Annotated in this window: 21 protein-coding genes and 2 riboswitches; of the genes, 8 read left to right on the top strand and 13 right to left on the bottom strand. The window is 76.5% G+C overall.

The window, feature by feature from the left end:
- The first annotated feature begins 16 nt into the window (after positions 1-16).
- Positions 17-2,629, top strand: coding sequence for a GAF domain-containing SpoIIE family protein phosphatase (locus tag HLA93_RS17125; protein WP_246626912.1), 2,613 nt, complete (start codon positions 17-19; stop codon positions 2,627-2,629).
- 35 nt (positions 2,630-2,664) lie between these two features.
- Here the strand turns inward: HLA93_RS17125 and HLA93_RS17120 are convergent, their stop codons facing one another.
- From HLA93_RS17120 to HLA93_RS17085, 8 genes are all read right to left on the bottom strand, one after another.
- Positions 2,665-3,105, bottom strand: a complete 441-nt coding sequence (locus HLA93_RS17120) for an ATP-binding protein (protein ID WP_222195638.1) — start codon at positions 3,103-3,105, stop codon at positions 2,665-2,667.
- Between the two features lie 243 nt (positions 3,106-3,348).
- Positions 3,349-3,672: a DMT family transporter gene (locus HLA93_RS17115; protein ID WP_222195637.1), complete on the bottom strand. Its 324-nt coding sequence runs from the start codon at positions 3,670-3,672 to the stop codon at positions 3,349-3,351.
- Positions 3,673-3,691: 19 nt separating this feature from the next.
- On the bottom strand, positions 3,692-4,270 hold the full coding sequence (locus tag HLA93_RS17110; protein WP_222195636.1) for a thiamine phosphate synthase: 579 nt from the start codon (positions 4,268-4,270) through the stop codon (positions 3,692-3,694).
- Positions 4,267-5,082, bottom strand: coding sequence for a thiazole synthase (locus HLA93_RS17105; RefSeq protein ID WP_222195635.1), 816 nt, complete (start codon positions 5,080-5,082; stop codon positions 4,267-4,269). The genes HLA93_RS17110 and HLA93_RS17105 overlap by 4 nt, the downstream gene beginning before the upstream one ends.
- Complete coding sequence (gene thiS / locus HLA93_RS17100; protein ID WP_222195634.1) at positions 5,083-5,289, bottom strand: sulfur carrier protein ThiS; 207 nt, start codon at positions 5,287-5,289, stop codon at positions 5,083-5,085.
- Entirely contained in the window at positions 5,286-6,398 is a 1,113-nt protein-coding gene (gene thiO, locus HLA93_RS17095; RefSeq protein WP_222195633.1) for a glycine oxidase ThiO, read from the bottom strand. Before thiO ends, thiS begins: the two co-directional genes overlap by 4 nt.
- Positions 6,395-7,009 carry a thiamine phosphate synthase gene (gene thiE / locus HLA93_RS17090; RefSeq protein WP_222195632.1) on the bottom strand — a complete coding sequence of 205 codons (615 nt, stop codon included), beginning with the start codon at positions 7,007-7,009 and terminating at the stop codon, positions 6,395-6,397. Before thiE ends, thiO begins: the two co-directional genes overlap by 4 nt.
- Entirely contained in the window at positions 7,006-8,346 is a 1,341-nt protein-coding gene (locus HLA93_RS17085; protein ID WP_222195631.1) for a purine-cytosine permease family protein, read from the bottom strand. Before HLA93_RS17085 ends, thiE begins: the two co-directional genes overlap by 4 nt.
- Positions 8,337-8,447, bottom strand: a riboswitch (TPP riboswitch). Its footprint overlaps the gene before it by 10 nt.
- A 44-nt stretch (positions 8,448-8,491) precedes the next feature.
- On the opposite strand from HLA93_RS17085, the gene HLA93_RS17080 reads away from it, so the two are divergent.
- The 4 genes from HLA93_RS17080 to HLA93_RS17065 are packed head-to-tail and all read left to right on the top strand — an operon-like array spanning position 8,492 to position 11,942.
- Positions 8,492-9,082 carry a TenA family transcriptional regulator gene (locus tag HLA93_RS17080; RefSeq protein ID WP_222195630.1) on the top strand — a complete coding sequence of 197 codons (591 nt, stop codon included), beginning with the start codon at positions 8,492-8,494 and terminating at the stop codon, positions 9,080-9,082.
- Complete coding sequence (locus tag HLA93_RS17075) at positions 9,079-9,696, top strand: TenA family protein (protein ID WP_222195629.1); 618 nt, start codon at positions 9,079-9,081, stop codon at positions 9,694-9,696. The genes HLA93_RS17080 and HLA93_RS17075 overlap by 4 nt, the downstream gene beginning before the upstream one ends.
- Entirely contained in the window at positions 9,693-10,379 is a 687-nt protein-coding gene (locus tag HLA93_RS17070) for an ABC transporter ATP-binding protein (protein WP_222195628.1), read from the top strand. The genes HLA93_RS17075 and HLA93_RS17070 overlap by 4 nt, the downstream gene beginning before the upstream one ends.
- 24 nt (positions 10,380-10,403) lie before the next feature.
- Entirely contained in the window at positions 10,404-11,942 is a 1,539-nt protein-coding gene (locus HLA93_RS17065) for a DUF6297 family protein (protein ID WP_222195627.1), read from the top strand.
- Between the two features lie 47 nt (positions 11,943-11,989).
- Here HLA93_RS17065 and HLA93_RS17060 read toward each other — a convergent pair whose 3' ends face one another.
- The 3 genes from HLA93_RS17060 to HLA93_RS17050 form a co-directional block, all read right to left on the bottom strand.
- Positions 11,990-12,757, bottom strand: a complete 768-nt coding sequence (locus tag HLA93_RS17060; protein WP_222195626.1) for an energy-coupling factor transporter transmembrane component T family protein — start codon at positions 12,755-12,757, stop codon at positions 11,990-11,992.
- The gene (locus HLA93_RS17055; protein WP_246626911.1) at positions 12,754-14,208 is read right to left on the bottom strand and encodes an ABC transporter ATP-binding protein; all 1,455 of its coding nucleotides are present in this window, start codon (positions 14,206-14,208) and stop codon (positions 12,754-12,756) included. The genes HLA93_RS17060 and HLA93_RS17055 overlap by 4 nt, the downstream gene beginning before the upstream one ends.
- Positions 14,208-14,822, bottom strand: coding sequence for an ECF transporter S component (locus tag HLA93_RS17050; protein WP_222195625.1), 615 nt, complete (start codon positions 14,820-14,822; stop codon positions 14,208-14,210). Before HLA93_RS17050 ends, HLA93_RS17055 begins: the two co-directional genes overlap by 1 nt.
- Positions 14,821-14,923, bottom strand: a riboswitch (TPP riboswitch). Its footprint overlaps the gene before it by 2 nt.
- A gap of 108 nt (positions 14,924-15,031) precedes the next feature.
- On the opposite strand from HLA93_RS17050, the gene fabG reads away from it, so the two are divergent.
- Positions 15,032-15,787: a 3-oxoacyl-ACP reductase FabG gene (gene fabG, locus HLA93_RS17045; RefSeq protein WP_222195624.1), complete on the top strand. Its 756-nt coding sequence runs from the start codon at positions 15,032-15,034 to the stop codon at positions 15,785-15,787.
- A 75-nt stretch (positions 15,788-15,862) separates the two neighbouring features.
- On the opposite strand, the gene HLA93_RS17040 is transcribed toward fabG, so the two are convergent.
- The gene (locus HLA93_RS17040; RefSeq protein ID WP_222195623.1) at positions 15,863-16,642 is read right to left on the bottom strand and encodes an SDR family NAD(P)-dependent oxidoreductase; all 780 of its coding nucleotides are present in this window, start codon (positions 16,640-16,642) and stop codon (positions 15,863-15,865) included.
- Between the two features lie 103 nt (positions 16,643-16,745).
- Here HLA93_RS17040 and HLA93_RS17035 point away from each other — a divergent pair, with 103 nt between their 5' ends.
- Together HLA93_RS17035 and HLA93_RS17030 are read left to right on the top strand one after the other, a co-directional pair.
- On the top strand, positions 16,746-17,168 hold the full coding sequence (locus tag HLA93_RS17035; RefSeq protein WP_222195622.1) for a hypothetical protein: 423 nt from the start codon (positions 16,746-16,748) through the stop codon (positions 17,166-17,168).
- A gap of 69 nt (positions 17,169-17,237) precedes the next feature.
- Positions 17,238-17,669 carry a hypothetical protein gene (locus tag HLA93_RS17030; RefSeq protein ID WP_222195621.1) on the top strand — a complete coding sequence of 144 codons (432 nt, stop codon included), beginning with the start codon at positions 17,238-17,240 and terminating at the stop codon, positions 17,667-17,669.
- A 36-nt stretch (positions 17,670-17,705) separates the two neighbouring features.
- On the opposite strand, the gene HLA93_RS17025 is transcribed toward HLA93_RS17030, so the two are convergent.
- Positions 17,706-18,260, bottom strand: a complete 555-nt coding sequence (locus HLA93_RS17025) for a dihydrofolate reductase family protein (RefSeq protein ID WP_222195620.1) — start codon at positions 18,258-18,260, stop codon at positions 17,706-17,708.
- Between the last annotated feature and the right edge of the window lie 81 nt (positions 18,261-18,341).

The raw sequence follows: 18,341 nt of genomic DNA, 5'->3' as shown, positions 1-18,341 counted from the left end.
GCCCGGGCCACCGGGCATGATCGACCGCAGCACGACCACCGCGGACGGCGCCGGTGCGGGAGATCTCGAGGGAGGGGAGCCGGCGATGACGCTGCACGACCCCTCCCGGATCGCAGCGGGTGCCCGCGTCTCCGCCGTCGCTGCCCGCCCCGGGCTGCAACGGCTGACCGACCTGGCCGCGGAGCTGCTCGGTGCCCCGTCGGCCGGCGTCGCGCTGGCCGGTGAGCTCCAGGTGATCGCCGGGGTCTCCGGGCGTCCCGTGTGGCAGGTCGGCACGGAACGCCGCCTCGACGACACCCTGGGCGGCACGGTCGTGGCCGCCCGCGCACCCCGGGCCTACGCCGACGTCCGGTCCGATCCACGGGTCGCCGACCTGCCCGCGGTGCAGGCCGGCCGGGTCGCCGCCTACCTCGGGGTCCCGCTGTTCGAACCCACCGGGGAGCACGTCGTCGGCGTCCTGGCGGTGTTCGGGCCCGAGCCGCGGGTCTGGACCGAGGACGACGTGGCACTGCTGAGCCGGCTGGCCGGGCCGGTGACCTCCGAGCTCGAGCTCGCCGCGGTCATCGCCGAGTTCGAGGGCAACCGGCTCCGCTGGGGCCTGGCCATCGACGCCGCGGGCATCGGTGGCTTCGACTGGGACCTGGTCACCGACGAGCTGGTGTGGGACGACCGGATGGTCGAGCTGTTCGAGTACGACCGGTCCACGTTCCCCGGCACGATCGAGGCCTTCACCGACCGGCTGCACCCCGAGGACTCCGCTCGCGTCCGGGACGCCCTGCAGGTGGCGATCGATGCCCGCAGCGGCTTCGAGGTGGAGTACCGGGTGCTGCTCCCCTCCGGCGAGATCCGGTGGCTGCTGAGCCGTGGCCGGGTGCTGCCCGACGAGCGCGGTGCCGCCGTCCGCATGGTGGGCGCCGCGCAGGACACCACCCGCCAGCGCGACGGCGACGCCCGGGTCGCGCGGGTGCTGGAGTCCATGCCCGCCGCCTTCTTCTCGCTCAGCCGGGACTGGCGCTTCACCTACGTCAACGTGCAGGCCGAGTTGTTGCTGGGGCGAGCCCGCGACGAGCTGATCGGCGGTGACGTCTGGGAGCTGTTCCCCGCGGCCCTCGGCGGCGCCTTCGAGGAGAACTACCGCTCGGCGATGACCCGCCGGGAGCCGGCCGTCTTCCAGGCGTACTACCCGCCGCCGCTGGACAGCTGGTACGAGGTGCGGGCCTGGCCGGACGCCGACGGCCTGTCGGTCTACTTCCTCGACGTGACCGAGCGGCGCCGGGCCGAGGACGCGGCCCGCCGGGAGGCCGAGCGGCTGGCGCTGATCGCCCAGGTGTCCGACACCCTGTCCACCGCACTGATCGACCGGCGTGGCGCGCGCGGGGCGCTGGAGGAGGTGGCGCGCGCGGTGGTCCCCGCGCTGGGCGACTGGGCGATCGCCAGCCTGGTCGAGGAGGACGGCCGCCTGCAGGACGTGGCCAGCTGGCACCACGACCCCGCGCTGCGGCCGACGGCGGCGACCTACGCCCGGCTGCGGCTGGCCGCACTGACCAACACCGCGCCGATCGTCAGCGCGCTGGCCACCGGTGAGCTCACCGTCATCCCGGACGTCGCCGCCGCGGTCGGCCACGGGCTGCCGGCCGGGGAGGTCCGGGACGCCTACTGGCAGCTGGACCCGGGCAGCGCGGTGGCGTTCGCACTGGTCGCCCGCGGCCGGGTGCTGGGCGCGATGTCGCTGTACCGGGACCGGGACCGGCGGCCGGCCGACGAGCAGGACCACGCCACCCTGCGGGACGTCGCCGACCGGGTGGCGCTGGCGCTGGACAGCGCGGCGCTGCACGAGCAGCAGCGCCGGATGGCCGAGGAGCTGCAGCGCAGCCTGCTCACCGCACCACCGGAGCCCGACCACTCGGAGATCGTCGTCCGGTACATCCCCGCGGTGCAGGCCGCCCAGGTGGGCGGTGACTGGTACGACGCGTTCCTGCAGCCCGGCGGCGCGACGATGGTCGCCATCGGGGACGTCGTCGGGCACGACACGGTCGCCGCCGCGGCGATGGGGCAGCTGCGCAGCCTGCTGCGGGGCATCGCCTACAGCAGCGGTGGCGGGCCGGGGTCGGTGCTGACCGACCTGGACCGCGCCATGGAGGGGCTGCAGGTGCACACCCTGGCGACCGCGGCGGTGGCCCGGTTCGAGCAGGAGCCGGTGGACCGGGAGCGCGGCGAGACCCGGTTGCGCTGGTCGAGCGCCGGGCACCCGCCGTTGCTGGTGCTGCACGTCGACGGCCGGGTGGAGGTGCTGGCCACCGAGCGCGCCGACCTCATGCTCGGCGTCGACCCGGAGACCCGGCGGCGCGAGCAGGTGACCGTGCTGGCCCGCGGGGCGACGGTGCTGCTGTACACCGACGGGCTGGTCGAGGGCCCGGACCTGCCGTTGGACGACGGGGTCGCCCGGCTGGCCGAACTGCTCGGCGAGCTCGGCCACCTCCCGCTCGAGGAGCTGTGCGACCGGCTGGTGGCCGGGCTGCGGCCGCAGGGTTCGGAGGACGACGTCGCCCTGGTCGCCGTCCGGCTGCACCGGGAGGACCGTCCGCGGCCGGTCAGCGCCGGACCGGAGCGGGTGCCCAGGACCCCCTGAGCGCGGGCCGGGCAGCGGCCCGGCGGGCTCCTCGCTCAGCGGCGGGGGAGCAGCGCCCAGACGATCTTCTGACCGTCGGTCAGGTGCCAGCCGTGCGCGTCGGCCATCTCGGCGATCAGGTAGAGCCCCAGGCCGCCCTGGCTCGGGTCGCGGCCGACGGCAGGCGCCGGCGGGCGGGTGGCCGCGGAGTCGCGCACCTCGATCAGCCAGGCGTTCGGCGTGCGCTGCACCCGGGCGCGGACACCTCCGCCACCGTGCCGCAGGGCGTTGGACGCCATCTCGTCGAAGGCCAGGACGACGGCCTCGTCGAGGTCGGCGGCCTCCTGGTCACCGCGGGACTCGGCCGCCAGGCCACGCCGGAGCTGGGCGCGCACCCGGGGCAGCTCAGCCACGGTGCTGAGGTCCCAGTGCCAGCCGTCCTCGGCGGGCGGCGGTGGCGACGACGGCCATGCGAGGCCGGCCGACTCGCCCGTCACTCGATCTCCTCGCGTCCTGGGCCGTCAGCTGCTCGACGGCGAACCCATGTCTTGGCCCGGCGGACCAGCGCTGAAACCCGACCCGGCGTGTGAGTCAGCTCACCCGAGCCCGCCGGGTGTGCCGGTCGGACGTCGCGTCGGTCCGGCAGGCGTCGTCCCCGGCACGGTAGGACATCGGCAGTGTCCGCGGACGGCGGGAACACCCGGTGTCACGCCGCCGTCATGTGGCCGGCGGGGGCGGGTTCAGTGCGGGCTGCCGCCCAGCTGCAGCAGCACGACGCCACCGACCACCAGGGCCAGCCCGCCCACCTGCCAGCCGGTGAGCGGCTGGCCGAGGAAGACCGCGCCGATCGCGGCCACCGCCGCGGTGCCGGTGGCCGACCAGATCGCGTAGGCCACGCCGACCGGGACGGTCTGCACCACCTTCGCCAGCAGCACGAAGGAGACCGCGTAGCCGGCCAGCACGGCCAGGCTGGGCAGCAGCACGGTGAACCCGGCGGTGCGGGGGAGCAGCGAGGTCGCGACGACCTCGCTGGCGATCGCGCAGGCGAGCAGGAGGTAGGCCACGGACCCGATCGTGCCCGGCTCAGCCCGGTGCGTCGTCCAGGGCCGCCAGCAGGTCGCGCACCGACCCCGGGTCGCGCATCACCGAGCCCATCACCGCGACCCCGTGGGCGCCCGCGGCCAGGCAGCCGGCCACCTCGGCCGCACCGATCCCACCGAGGGCGTACACCGGCGGGCCCAGCGGTGCGAGCGCGGCCAGCCCGGCCGGTCCCAGCGCCGGGCCGTACCCGGGCTTGGACGGGGTGAGGAACACCGGGGAGAGGAAGGCCCAGTCGCAGCCCTCGGCGCGGGCCCGGGTCAGCTCGGCCGCGGAGTGGCAGGACCGGCCGACCAGCCGGGGCCGCGGTGCCGGGAACGTGTCGTGCGCCGCCAGGTGGACGGCGTCAGCAGCACCGGGCCCGGCGCGCACCAGCAGCCCGCCGACCGGGTCGAGCAGCGCGCGCAGCCGGTCCACGAGCTCGTCGCGCTCGCGCCCGGGCAGGTCCTTCTCCCGCAGCACCACCGCCCGGGCGCCGGCGTCGACCGCGGCGGCGACCGTGTCGGTGAGGCTGCCCGGGCACTGGCTGCGGTCGGTGAGCACCAGCAGCCGGGGGAGGGTCATCCCAGCTCCGGGCGCCCCTGCATCGCGGTGGAGGCCTGGGCGTGCCAGCGCCGCGGGATCCGGCCGGCGCCGTGGGCCAGCCGGCCGCCCTCGACCGCCTGCCGCATGGCCAGCGCCATCCGCTCGGGGTCCCGGGCCCGGGTCACCGCCGACGCGAGCAGCACCGCGTCGCAGCCCAGCTCCATCGCCAGCGCGGCGTCCGAGGCCGTGCCGATCCCGGCGTCCAGCACCACCGGCACGTCGACCGCCTCGCGCAGCAGCGCGATCGAGTGCGGGTTGCGGATGCCCAGCCCGCTGCCGATCGGCGAGCCCAGCGGCATGACCGCGGCGCACCCGACGTCGGCCAGCCGCCGGCCCAGCACCGGGTCGTCGGTGGTGTAGGGCAGCACGGTGAACCCCTCGGCGACCAGCTGCTCGGCGGCGTCCACCAGCTCGACGGCGTCCGGCAGCAGCGTCACCTCGTCGCCGATGACCTCCAGCTTGACCCAGTCGGTGCCGAACGCCTCCCGGCCCAGGCGGGCGGCGAGCACCGCCTCCCGGGCGGTCATGCACCCGGCGGTGTTGGGCAGCAGCCGGACGCCGCACCGGTCCAGCACCTCGAGCATGGAGCCACCGGGGACGGCCTCCACCCGGCGGAGGGCGACGGTGACCAGCTGGGTGCCCGAGGCGCGGACCACCCGTTCCAGCACCTCCAGGCTGGGCAGGCCGCCGGTGCCGAGCACCAGCCGGGAGGTGAAGGGCTGCCCGGCGATGGCGAAGGGGTCGGTGGCTTCCTCGCGCGCCAGCGCCGGTGCGAGATCGGACGTGGACATTCAGCCTCCTGCGGTGGGGGCGAGCACCTCGAGGCGGTCGCCGGGGGAGAGCTCGGTGGTGGCCCAGCTGCTGCGTGGGACGACGTCGCTGTTGCGGGCGACCGCGACCCGGTCGTGCCCGCCGTTGCGCTCGGCGACCAGCGTGGCGACGGTCGTGCCGGCCGGGAACTCGGCGGGGACGCCGTTGACGGTGAGCGGGACGGTCATCGGTTCGCGAACCTCTCGGCGGTGAACGGGGCGGCGAGCTCGGGCAGTGCGCCGTCGGCCAGCAGGCCGGCGACGACGTCCCCGGTGACCGGGGTGAGCAGCACCCCGTTGCGGTGGTGGCCGGTGGCCAGCACGAGCCCGGGCAGCGCGCTGGGCCCGAGCAGCGGGGCGTTGTCCGGGGTGCCGGGGCGCCAGCGGGCCAGCGTCTCGACCAGCTCCAGCTCGCTCACCCCGGGCACCACCTCCATCGCGTCGTGCAGCAGGTCGTGCACCCCGCCGGCGGTGACGGTGGCGTCGAAGCCGCGGTCCTCGGTGGTCGCGCCGACGATCAGCCGGCCCTCGCCGTAGGGCACCAGGTAGACGTGCCGGGCGCGGACGAGCGCCCGGACGGTGCCGTCGAGCAGTCCGGCCGCTCCGGCGAGCCGCAGGATCTGCCCCTTGACCGGCCGGACCGGCAGCGGTGGCACCCCGGGGAGGGCGCCGCTGTGCGCGCCCAGGGCCAGGACGACGGAGGGGGCGGCCACCACCGAGCCGTCGGCGAGCCGCAGACCCGCGGCCCGGCCGTCCTCGACCAGCACCTCGGCGACCCGCCGGGGCACCACCTGGACGCCGGCGGCCTGCGCGGCGGCCAGCAGCGCTCGGTGCAGCGCACGGCCGTCGACCGAGTGGTCGCCGTCCACGGCCAGGCCGCCGCGCAGCCGCGGGGTGAGCGCGGGCTCCCGGCGGCGGGTGGCCGAGGGGGTCAGCCGCTGGGCGGTGAGCCCCAGCTCGGACTGGTAGGCGTGCAGCGCGTCCAGGGCGGCGACGTCGTCGGCGTCGAAGCCGACCACCAGGGTGCCGGCGGTGCGCAGCCCGACCGGCGTCCCGCTCGCGGCCTCCAGCTCAGCGGCGAACGCCGGCCAGCGGGCGACCGAGGCCAGGCACAGCCGCAGCAGGGCCTCCTCGCCGTAGGCGGCCTCGGTGACCGGCGCGAGCATCCCGGCCGCGGCCTCGGAGGCGCCGGTGCCCGGGGCGTCGTCGACCACGGTGACCGACAGCCCCCGCTGCGCCGCCCGCCACGCGACCGCCAGCCCGATCAGCCCGCCGCCGGCGACGGCCACTTCGGTCATCCCAGCGCCCCGAGCAGCTCACGGGTCGCCGCGCCGGGGTCTGCGGCGGCGGAGACCGCGCCGACCACCGCGACGCCGGCGGCCCCGGCCGCCAGCAGCTCGGCGACCCGGGCGGCGGTGACCCCGCCGATGGCGACCACCGGCACCGGCACCGCCCGGGCCACCGCGGCGACCCCGGCCGGCCCGATCGGGTCGGGCAGCCCGGTCTTGGTGGTGGTGGCGAAGGCCGGGCCGACGCCGAGGTAGTCCGCGCCCTCGTCGACCAGCAGCCGGGCCCGCTCCGGGTCGCGGGCGGTCCCGCCGAGCAGGTGGCCGGGGCCGGCGACCCGCCGGGCGGCGGCCAGCGGCAGGTCGTGCTCGCCGAGGTGTGTGCCGTCGGCGCCCACCGCCAGGGCGACGTCCACCCGGTCGTTGACCAGGCAGGTGGTGCCGGCCGGGCGGCACAGCTCCACCACCGCCCGGGCGAAGCCGTGCAGCACCCGGTCGGTGCAGCCCTTGGCCCGCACCTGCACCACCGGCGCGCCCGCGGCCACCGCCGCGGCGACGGCGGCCAGCGCGTGCGGCCCGCCGGCGGCGTCGGTGAGCACGTGCAGCCCGCCGAGGGGCCTCACGCCGCCGTCCGACGGGCCCGCAGCCGGGCGGGCAGCACCAGCAGCGTGGTCAGCAGCGCGGCGACGGCCAGGCTGACCAGCGACGCCGACCAGCCGTTGGCCGGGTCGATGCCCAGGTCGAGCTGGCGCTGCGTCCACCAGGCGGTCCAGCCGGCGCCCGGGCCGCCGAAGTACGTCGGCAGGGTCAGCTGGTAGGCGACGAAACCGGCCAGCCAGGGGAGCAGCAGCGACAGTCGGGCGGGCGCGGTGTCGGAGGTGTCCCAGTGCCCGGTGCGCAGCGCGTAGGCGACCAGGAAGACGCCGATCAGCGGCACGAAGACGGCGCCGATCAGGAAGAGGAACGGCTCGTAGGCGGCGATGTCGAAGCTGAGCGCGAGCAGCGTGGCGACGGTGCCGACGACGACCGCGGCGACCCGCCGGTCGATCCGGGCGACGACGTTCTGCGCCGAGACGGCGGTGGAGTAGAGGTTGGCGAACGCCTCGTCCAGCTCGACGACCACCAGCACCAGCACGGCCAGCGCACCCAGCGGCACGGCCAGCAGCGCGTCGACGACGTCCAGGCCGGCGCTGCCGTAGGCGGCCAGCGCCAGCACGCCGAGGGTGAACATCGCCACCGTGGCCAGGCCGTAGCCCAGCGCCGCGCCGGTGGCGGCGGACCGGCCGCTGCGCACGTGCCGGGTGTAGTCGGCGGCCAGCGGGAACCAGGAGATCGGCAGGGCGATGACGATGTCGGTCGCCGTCCAGAACGAGGTGGCGTTGCCGGTGGTGAGCTCCGGCAGCGGCTCGCGGAGCACCTCGACGTAGAGGTAGACGATCGCGGCCAGCGCCGCCCACACCGCGTAGCGGGACAGCACCCGGACGACGCCGAGCGGGCGCAGCGCCATCGCGGTGGCCAGCACGCCGGCCAGCAGCACGAACGGCCAGCGTGGCGCGTCGAGCACCCGGGAGGCGGCCTCGGCGATGATCACGATCTCGAAGGTCGCCCAGCCGATGCACTGCACCAGGTTCAGCGCGGTGGGCAGCCAGGAGGCGTGCCGGCCGAGCAGGCCGCGCAGCAGCACCATCGCCGGCACGCCCTCCCGGGCCCCGATCCCGGCGGCGCCGCCGAGCAGCAGCGCGCCGATCACCGCGCCGACGACGACGGCGCCGAGGGTCACCGCCAGCGGCCGGTCGGGCAGGACGACGAAGACGGCGGCCACCGGCAGCAGCAGGCTGATGCCCAGGTTGCCCCACAGGCCCAGGGCGTCCCGGAAGCCCAGGGTGCGGGCGGGTGGCTCGCCCAGGGTGAGCGGTGCCTCCGCGGTGGAGGACGGACGGATGACGTCGGACGTGCTCATCGACAGCTCCCTACGCCGGCATTACCCGGTCAGGTTCCAGCGGTCGGCGGCAGGTCAGCCGCCCTCTCAGCCCGGTTCTCCGAGCTCCCGCACGTGGCATCGGCCACGACGGAGGTCACCCTAGCCACCTCGTAGAGTCCGCGCCGTGCCGGTCGCCGAACTGCTCCGACGTCATCCCGATGCCTGGCGCGGGGCCACCGCGCACCCCTTCCTGCAGGCGGTGGCCGACGGGTCGCTGCCGCCGGCCGCGTTCGACACCTGGCTGGTGCAGGACGCCCGGTTCGTCGCCGACCTGCTGCGCTTCCAGGCCCGGCTGCTGGCCCGGGCGCCGCGCCCGGCCCAGGCGGTGCTGGCCGCCGGCGCCGTCGCCCTGGTCGAGGAGCTGGCCTGGTTCGACCAGCAGGCCGCTGCCCGCGGGCTCGACCTCACGGCGCCGGCCCGGCCGGCCACCGCCGCCTACGCCGGGCTGCTCGACCGGCTGGACGGCGCCGACGTGCCCACGGCGCTGACCGCGCTGTGGACGATCGAGCGCACCTACCTCGACGCCTGGTCGTCCGCCGCGCCCGGCGCGCCGGCCTACCGCGAGTTCGTCGAGCACTGGACCGTGCCGGCCTTCGCCGGGTACGTCGCCGGCCTGGAGGAGGCGGCCGATGCGGCCGGCGGGTCCGGCGACACGCTCTTCCTCGAGGTCGTCGCGGCGGAGACGGCCTTCTGGCAGATGGCGGTGGACGCGTGAGCCTCGCCGCCGAGCTCTGGGCGGAGAACGCCGACCTGGCCGCCGCCGCGCTGGCACACCCGTTCGTGCAGGGCATCGCCGACGGCACGCTGCCCACCGAGCGGTTCGCCGGCTACGTCGCGCAGGACGCGTTCTTCCTGGAGTCCTTCGCCCGCGGCTACGCCCTCGGGGTGGCGCACAGCCCGGACCGGGCCGCGCTGGACACCTTCGCCGACCTGCTCGCCGGGGTGCGCGAGGAGCTGCGGCTGCACAGCTCCTACGCGGCCCGCTGGGGCATCGACCTGACCGCCGTCCGGCCGCTGCCGGCGACGTCGGCCTACACCGACTTCTTGCTCGCCACCGCGTCGCTGGGTGGCGTGGGACTGACCTGCGCGGCGATGACGCCGTGCATGCGGCTCTACGCCCACCTCGGCCAGTCGCTGGCCGGCACGGCGGCCACCCCGTACACCGAGTGGATCACCACCTACGCCGACCCGGGCTTCGAGGACCTCGCGGTCACCCTGGAGCGGCTGCTGGACGCCACCGCCCCCGACACCCGCGCCGTCCGGCACGCCTACCGCCGCGCGATGCAGCTGGAGGTGGCGTTCTTCGACGCCGCCGAGCAGGCGGGATGACCGCCCCTGCCCTGCTGGCGGCGACCGAGCTGGCGGTCGGGTACGGCGGCGACCCGGTCTGCGGTCCGGTCACGGTCTCCGTCGGCGCCGGCGAGGCGGTCGCCCTCGTCGGGCCGAACGGCGCGGGCAAGTCCACCGTGCTGCAGACGATGGTCGGCCTGCTGTCCCCGCTGGCGGGCACCGTGCTGTTCGGTGGGCAGCGGGTCGACGAGCGTGACCCGGCCTTCCGCCGGGCGGTGGCCGGGGTGTTGGACGAGGACGCGTTCTTCCCCTCGCTCACCGGCGTCGAGCACCTGCTGCTCACCGCCCGCGCCCACGGGGTGGCCGACGCGGAGGCGGTGGTGGCGGCCGAGCTGGCCGCCTTCGGGCTCACCGGCCGTCAGGACGCGCTGCCCACGGCGCTCTCCTCCGGTCAGCGGCGGCGGCTGGCGCTGGCCGGTGCCCTGGTGCGCCCGGCGGAGCTGGTGGTGCTCGACGAGCCCGAGCGCCGGCTGGACACCGCGATGCGCCGGGCGCTGGCCGACCGGCTGGTGGCGCTGGTCGACGCCGGGGCCGCCGTGCTGTTCGCCAGCCACGACCCGGCGTTCATCGGCACGCTGGCCGACCGGGCGGTGCTCATCGGGGACGACGAGTGCCCGGTGGTCGACCCGACCGAGGCCGTCGCCGGCCTGCAGGAGGGCTGAGCCACGGGCGGGACCGTCCGGCCGGTGGCCCGGGGTGCGGAGGAGTGGAGCGGAGCGGCGGTCCGCCGGTTCACCCGCCGGGCGACCGCGGCCCGCGCGGACACCAGCTGGCTGACCCGGGCGGGGGACGCGCTGTCGGCGCTGACCTCGGCGGGGGTCTTCGTCGCCCTGTGCGGCGGCACGGTGTCCAGCCTGCGCGAGGAGATCGCGGCCCGTCCCGCCGCGGGCGCGGCCGTGCTGCCCGGCGGGCTCACCGCCGCCGCGGTCGCGGTGGCCCTCGGCGCCGGGCTGGTCGCGCTCTTCGCCCGGCTCGGTCCGGTCAGCGCGACCCCGGCGGCGGCGGCCTGGTGGCTGCCCCTGCCGGCCGGCCGCCGCGGCCTGCTGCGCGGCGAGCTGGGCCGCGCGGTCGGGCTCGCGGTGGCCGTGGCGCTGGCCGTCGGGGTTCCGGTGGTGCTGGCCTGGACGCGGACGCTGCCCGGCGTGCTCGCCGGGCTGGGCGCCGCCGGGCTGCTCGCCGCCCTCGCGACGGGGCTGCTCGTCGTCCGGCAGGCGGGGGAGGGCGCGCGCTGGGTGCCGGCGGCCGCCGGTGGTGTCACCGCGCTGGCCATCGCCGGCCCGGCGGCGACCGGCTGCCTGGTCGCCGCCGTCGGCGGCGAGCTGCCCCGGGTGCCCGGCTGGTCCTCGCCGGCGGCGACGGTCGCCGTCCTGGTCGGGCTGCTGGCCGTGACGCTCGCCGGGCTGGTCGTCGCCGACCGGCGGCTGGGCCGGCTGTCGGCGGCCGGCTTGCGTGCGTCGGGGGAGACGGCGCAGTACGCGACCGCGTCGGTGTTCTCGCTGGACACCCGGGAGCTGGGCCGGGCGCTGCGGACGACGGTGCGCCGGCCCCGGCGGTCGCTGACGTGGCGCTGGGTGCGGTCGCCCTGGCAGGCGGTGGTCGCCGGTGACCTGGCGGTGTTGGCCCGCTCGCCGTGGCGCTGGGGGCAGCTGCTGGCCGGTGGGGCGCTGCCGGTGCTGGCCGCCCGCACCGAGGGGCTGGCCGAGGTGCCGGTGGTGGTGGCGGTGGCCGTCGTACTGGGCTGGGGCGCCGCGGCAACGGCGCTGGGGGAGCCGGGCCGGCGGGCCGCCGCGTCGCCGGCGGCCGACCGGGCCCTGCCGCTGGGCGCCGCGCAGGTGGTGTGGGCCCGCGCGATCGTGCCGGTCGCCGTCCTGGTGGTCGTCTGCGGGGCCTCGGCGCTGCTGGTCGGCCAGGGCGCCGGGGCGCCGGCGGCCTGGCTGGCGCTGGGGGTGGCGGCCGCACCGGCCTGGGCTGCTGCCGCGCTGCGGGCGGCCTACCGCCCCGACCTGGACTGGTCCGGGCCGGTGCTCGCCTCGCCGATGGGCGCCGTGCCCACCGGGGTGGGGGCGACCCTGGTCCGCGGCCCGGACGCCGGCGTGCTCGGCACCGCGCCGGTCGCACTGGCGCTGCTGCTGGGGGCGGTGCCCTGGTGGCTGGTCGGGGCGCAGCTGGCCTGGTCGCTGGCGCTCGGGGCGCTCGCCGTCGGCACCGCCCAGCCGCACGACTGAGCGCCTCGCCGGCGGTGCGCCGTCGCGTGCCGGTGTCCGACCGGTCGTCAGGACAGGGCGGGGGACCAGGCGCCGGTGAGCACGCTGGCGGTGACCGCGACCGCGCAGACGGCGACCGCGGCGGCCACCGCCCAGCCGTCCAGCGGCCGGAGCCTCGAGCCGCGGGCGTTGGTGCGGGCCACCCCGGAGTCGAAGCCGCGGGCGTCCATCGCGGTGGCCAGCCGACTGCCCCGCCGGATCGCCCCGACCAGCAGGCCGAACGCGGTGCTGGCCAGCAGCCGCACGTGTGCTGCGGGGTTCCGGCCGCCGTCCACTCCGCGGGCCCGGCGGGCCAGCCGGATGGTCTCCCACTCCGCGGCCAGCAGCGGCACCAGCCGCAGCGCGGCCAGCGCGCCGTAGGCGAACCGGGTGGACAGCCGCCAGTGCAGGGTCAGCGCGTCGGCCAGCCGCACCGGGTCGGTGGAGGCGACCAGCAGGATGCCCGGCAGCGCGAGCGCCACCACCCGCAGCGCCCAGGTCGCCCCGCTGAGCCAGGCCTCCGCGCCGTCCAGCGAGCCGAACGCGACGTTCACCCAGGCCACCCCGAGCGCGCTGAGCAGCAGCGGCCAGGTGCGGCGCAGCACGTCGCCGGGCCGGGTCAGCCCGGCAGCCGGCAGCAGCGCGAGCTCCGCGGTGAGCAGCACCGCCGACGTCACCAGGTCGCCGCTGACCAGCAGCACGACGGTGACGACGACGATGGCGGTCAGCTGGGCCACTGGGTTCACCGCCGACAGTGGCACCGGCCGGGCCGGACCCAGCGACAGCGGGGCGCTCACGCGGGCACCGGACTGCGCAGGTGCAGCACGTCGTCGGCGAGCGCGGTGACCACGGCGGCGTCGTGGGTGACCAGGCACAGCGCGCGGTCGCCGTCCTGCTGGTCGGCCAGCAGCGCCACCAGCTCGGCCCAGGTCTCCCGGTCCTGCCCGAACGTCGGCTCGTCGAGCACCAGCACCCGGGGTGCGGTGGCCAGCGCGGTGGCCACCGACAGCCGGCGCTGCTGGCCGCCGGAGAGGGTGAACGGGTTGGCGTCGGCGAGCGCGGCCAGGCCGAGCCGCTCCAGCAGCTCCTCGGCGGTGGCCCGGGCCTGGGCGGCGCCTGCCCCCGAGCGCAGCGGCCCCAGCGACAGCTCGTCGCGCACCCGGCCGGTGAGGAACTGGTGCTCGGGCTGCTGGAAGACCGTGCCGATCCGGTTCGCCAGCTCCACCGCCGGCCAGCGGTGCGGCGGGAGCTCGGGACGGCGCAGCCCGGCGGTCAGCGCGGGAGCAGCGACCACCCGGCCGGTGGTGGGTGCCCGCAGCCCGGCCAGCAGCAGCGCCAGGGTCGACTTCCCGGTGCCGTTCGGCCCGGTGACCGCCAGGGTGCGGCCGGCCGGCAGGACGACGTCGGTGGCCGCCAGCGCGGGGCGGGCGCTGCCGCGGTGGGTGAAGCCGACGGCCTCGCCGGCCAGCAGCTCCGCACCGGGCGTGTGCACGCCGCGTGCCGGCATCCGCAGCGGAGCCGGCCGCCAGCCGGGCGGGTGCTCCACCGTGCCGCCCCCCGGCAGCAGCTCCACCACCCGGTCGACCAGCGGCAGCCACGCCTCGACGTCGTGGTCGACGACCACCAGCGTCGCCGACCGGTCGGCCACCGCCCGGGTCACGGCGGCCCGCACCAGCGCCGCGCCGTCCGGGTCCAGTTGCGCGGTCGGCTCGTCGAGCAGCAGCAGACCCGGCCGGGGCGCCAGCGCGCCGGCCAGCACCAGCCGCTGCTTCTGCCCGCCGGACAGCGCAGCGGTCGCCTGGTCACGGCCGAGGTCGAACCCGACGGCGTCCAGAGCGGTGTCGACGGCGGGCCAGATCAGCGCCGGCGGCGTCCCGGTGTTCTCCAGGCCGAACGCGACGTCGTCCCCGGCCCGAGTCATCACCAACTGGGAGTCGGGGTCCTGGAACACCACCCCGACCGGCCGGCGCCGCCGGTCGGGCACGGCGCCGTCCACGGTGAGCTCGCCGGCGACGTCACCGGACTCCGGTTCCAGCAGCCCGCCCAGCGCGCGCAGCAGCGTCGACTTGCCCGCGCCGGAGGCGCCGGTCAGCAGCACCCGCTGCCCCGCCTCGACCCGCAGGTCGACGTCCCGCACCGCCCAGGCGCGCCGGCTGGCGTGCCGGAAGCCGAACCCGTCGAGCCGGACGGCGGCCGGACCGACCCGGTCGTGCTGGAACGGCCCCGTCCCTGGGACGGGGTCCGTCATCAGACGCGTGTCCGGCCGGAGGCGAAGGACGAGAGTGCGCCGCTGGCGGCCAGCGCCCGGGTCAGCGCCATCCCGCCGAGCCCGGCGATCACCACGGTGCTCACCACGATGAGCGCGGTGTAGGTGGTCATCCAGCCCGGCGTCCAGTCCGGGTAGTAGTTGTAGAGGTCCAGGCCCGCCGCGGTGGCCCCGGCGAGCGCGGCGGCCAGCAGCGCCTGCGGCCAGCTGTACCGGCGCCAGCCGAAGGCAGCGAAGCCCAGCTCCCCGGCCAGGCCCTGCAGCAGGCCGTAGACGATCACCAGCGAGCCCCAGGCCGAGCCCAGCAGCGCGGAGACGACCCCGGCGATCAGCTCGGCGAACAGTGCGGCACCGGGCTTGCGGATCACCAGCGGGGCGAGGACGGCGGGCAGCAGCCAGACGCCGTACATGAACGCCTGGCCCGGCGGGAAGGCGCCGAAGGCCGGGCCGGTGGCGGCCCACAGCAGGCCCCAGGCCCAGAAGACGACGCCGAAGGCGACGCCCAGCACGGCGGTGACGACGATGTCGACGGTGCGCCAGCCGCGGCGCGGCGTGCCCTGGGCAGCATCGGACGGACGGACGGCCGGTTCGGCCATGGTGCTCCTCCAGACTCCCTGCGCCGGCATGACCCGGATCAGGTTCGAGGGTCTGCGGTTGCCCGCACTCTCAGCGCCGAGGCGCTCCCCTGTCGTGTGTGTCCGGCCAGCGTAGCCCGGTCGGGTGCGCGGCCGCGGTGGGCTGGTGATAGGCAGGACGGCAGCACGGCGGGCCGGTGGCCCGCCGACGGACTCGACGAGGAGACGCAGTGGCACAGCAGCGGACGGCGATCATCACGGGAGCGGCGCGCGGGATCGGCGCGGCCATCGCACGGCGGTTCGCCCAGGACGGGATGGCCGTCGCCGTCCTCGACCTGGACGAGGCGGCCTGCGCGGGCACGGTCGAGGAGATCCAGAAGGCCGGTGGCGAGGCGCTCGCCGTCGGTGCCAACGTCGCCGACGAGGCGTCGGTGAACGCCGCCGTGGAGCGGATCGCCGCCGAGCTCGGCGCTCCCACGGTGCTGGTGAACAACGCCGGCATCACCCGGGACAACCTGCTGTTCAAGATGAGCGTCGAGGACTGGGACGCCGTCATGGGCGTGCACCTGCGGGGCGCCTTCCTGATGAGCAAGGCCGCGCAGAAGCACATGGTGGAGGCCGAGTTCGGCCGGATCGTGAACCTCTCCAGCGTCTCGGCGCTGGGCAACCGCGGCCAGGTCAACTACTCCGCGGCCAAGGCCGGCATGCAGGGCTTCACCAAGACCCTGGCCATCGAGCTGGGCCGGTACAACGTGACCGCGAACGCGATCGCCCCCGGCTTCATCGAGACCGAGATGACCGCGCAGACCGCCGAGCGGGTGGGCGTGCCGTTCGAGCAGTTCAAGGAGATGGCCGCCAAGCAGATCCCGGTCGCCCGGGTCGGCCAGCCCGAGGACATCGCGCACACCGCGTCGTTCCTGTGCAGCGAGGGCGCGGGCTTCGTCTCCGGTCAGGTCATCTACGTCGCCGGCGGCCCCCGCGACTGATGAAGGACCCCGGTCCTCCCCACCCGTCGCAAGCTCAGGGTGGGCCCGAAATGGGGCCGTCGGGCCGCCGCGCCGTCAGTCGGTGCGGCGGCTCGGGCCGCCGTGCAGGCCCCGGCGGGCGAGCTCGGCGGTGAGCCGGGTCCACACCCGCACCGGCAGCAGCCGGGCCAGCTTCATCGCGACCATCATCGGCACCGGGAAGACGACCTCGGCCTTGTCCTTGGCGATGCCGTCGGCGATCGTGCGCGCGGCGACGTCGGCGGGGACCTTGAACGGCATCGGGAACCGGTTGCGGTCGGTCATCCGGGTGGTCACGAACCCCGGGTTGACGGTCTGGACGACGACGCCGCGGGGCGCCAGTGACCCGCGCAGGCTCTCCAGCAGGCTGATCAGGGCCGCCTTGCCCGCGTTGTAGGCCTCCGAGCCGGGCAGGCCGCGGTACCCGGCGACCGAGGCAACCCCGACGACGCGGCCCCGCCCGGCGGCCAGCATCTGCGGGACGACCGCCTCCATCGTGTGCACCGCCCCCATCACGTTCACCTGCAGGTGGTCGGCGAACCGCTGGGAGTCCCACGGTTCCACGTGGAACGAGGACCAGGTGCCGGCGTTGAGCACCGCGACGTCCAGCCCGCCGAGGGCCTCCCGCACCCGTGCACCGGCGGCCACCGTGGCCGCCCGGTCGGTGACGTCGACCGGGACGGCGACCATCCGGCCCCCGGCGACCTCGGCGAGCTGCTCGGCGTTCCGGGCGCTGATCGCGACCCGGGCGCCCCGGTCGGCCAGCTCCGTGGCCAGCGCCGCGCCGATCCCGGTCGAGGCGCCGGTGACCCAGATCCGTGCTCCGGAGATCTCCATGCGGCCCAGCCTGGATGATGGCGGCATGGCAGCGCGCGGTGGGTCGAAGGGGTCGAGGAAGCCGTCCGCCGGGCCGGCGCCGCGGTTGGGCCACGGGGAGTTCGTGACCTGGCCGGGCGGACCGACGGCGATCTACGACCTGCTGGAGCGGATCTCGGCGGTGGCCGGCGACTCCCCGGACTTCGGCACCGCCGGCATCAGCCTCGACCGTAAGCGCCTGGTCGTCCGCTGGTTCGGTGAGCCGCCGGCGCCCGTGCGAGCCCTGCTGGCCGACCACCCGGACGTGGAGGTGACCGTCCAGCTGACCGACTTCCGTCCGGCCGACCTGCGGGCCGAGGCCGAGCGGCTGGTCGCCGAGCACCCGGCAGTCCTGGCCGCCGCCACCGCCCGCCCGGAGGGCGACGGGATCGAGGTGCTGGTGCCACCGGCGGTCGCCGAGGCGGCGGGCGGCCCGGAGCCGGCGGTCGCGGGGATCAGCAGCGACGTGCCGCTGTTCGCCGAGGTCGGTGAGGCTCCGCCGACCTGAGTGGAGGGTGATCGCAGTGGCGCGTCGTCACCGGCCCGGCCTCACCCGGCGGACCGGGAGGATGTCGGCATGACACCACGCCACTACAGCGAGATGTCCGACGTCGTGCAGCGGGTGTTCGTGGCGGCAGGGGAGCGCATCCCCGACTCCGGTGGACCCGGGATCGACTGGGAGCAGCAACGGGTCGTGATCCGCTGGCACGGCGAGCTGCCGTCCGAGGTGCAGGCGGTCGTGGACGCCGCTGCGGACGAACCGTTCGAGGTGGTCGTCGTGCCGATCCGCTTCCGGCCGGGCGACCTGCTGGCCGAGGCGCACCGGTTGCTGGAGGCACACCCCGGCGTCGTGACCGGCGCTGGACTGGACGGTGCGGAGGGCTTGCACGTGTGGCTGGCACCCGAGCTCGTAGCGGCCGCGGGCAGCTCGGAGGCGGTCGTCGCCGAGCACCGGGTGTCCAGCGCATGGCCGCTCTCGTTCGAGGCGAACCGCGTGGAACCCTGCTGACCGACGGCGCCGGCGGGCGTGTTCCTCGGCCACCGGTCAGCCGGCGGCGGGCCCGTAGGTCAGGTGGGCGACCCCGTTGGACAGGCTCTCGGCGCCGAGCAGCGCCAGTGGCTGGGACGTGCCCTCCGGGAACAGTCGGATGCCGGTGCCCACGGCCAGCGGGTAGACGTAGAGGTGCAGCTCGTCGACCAGTCCGTCGGCCAGCAGTGCGCGCACCAGCCTGGCGCTGCCGCTGACGTAGAGGCCGCCGTCCACCTCGTCCTTGAGCGCCCGGATCCGGTCGGCGGAGTAGCCGCCGACCACGGTCGAGTTCCGCCAGACCGACTCCGCGTCGGTGAGCGTGGAGCTCACGACGTACTTGCGGGTGTCGTTGAAGAACGGGGCGCCCTCGTCGTCCTCGACGGTTCGGGTCGACCAGGCCGGGGCGAACATCTCGAAGGTCTGGCGGCCGAGCAGGATGCCGGTGCAGGAGCCGGTCAGCGCGCCGATGGAGGCGGCCAGGTCGTCGGGGAAGCCGTACTCCATCGTCCACATCGGGGCGTCGACGACCCCGTCGACGGTGGTGAACTCGTGGACCTTGATCGCGCCCATGTGCAGTGCTCCTCTGTCGGGGGCCGGCGGTGTCGTACCTGAGACGGCGTCCGGCGCCGTTCCTCATCGGTGGGCCGGTGC

It is taken from the genome of Modestobacter italicus, from assembly GCF_019799965.1.
In the GTDB taxonomy this organism is placed as follows: Bacteria; Actinomycetota; Actinomycetes; order Mycobacteriales; family Geodermatophilaceae; genus Modestobacter; species Modestobacter italicus_A.
This window is presented reverse-complemented; position numbering and strand designations above follow the sequence as displayed.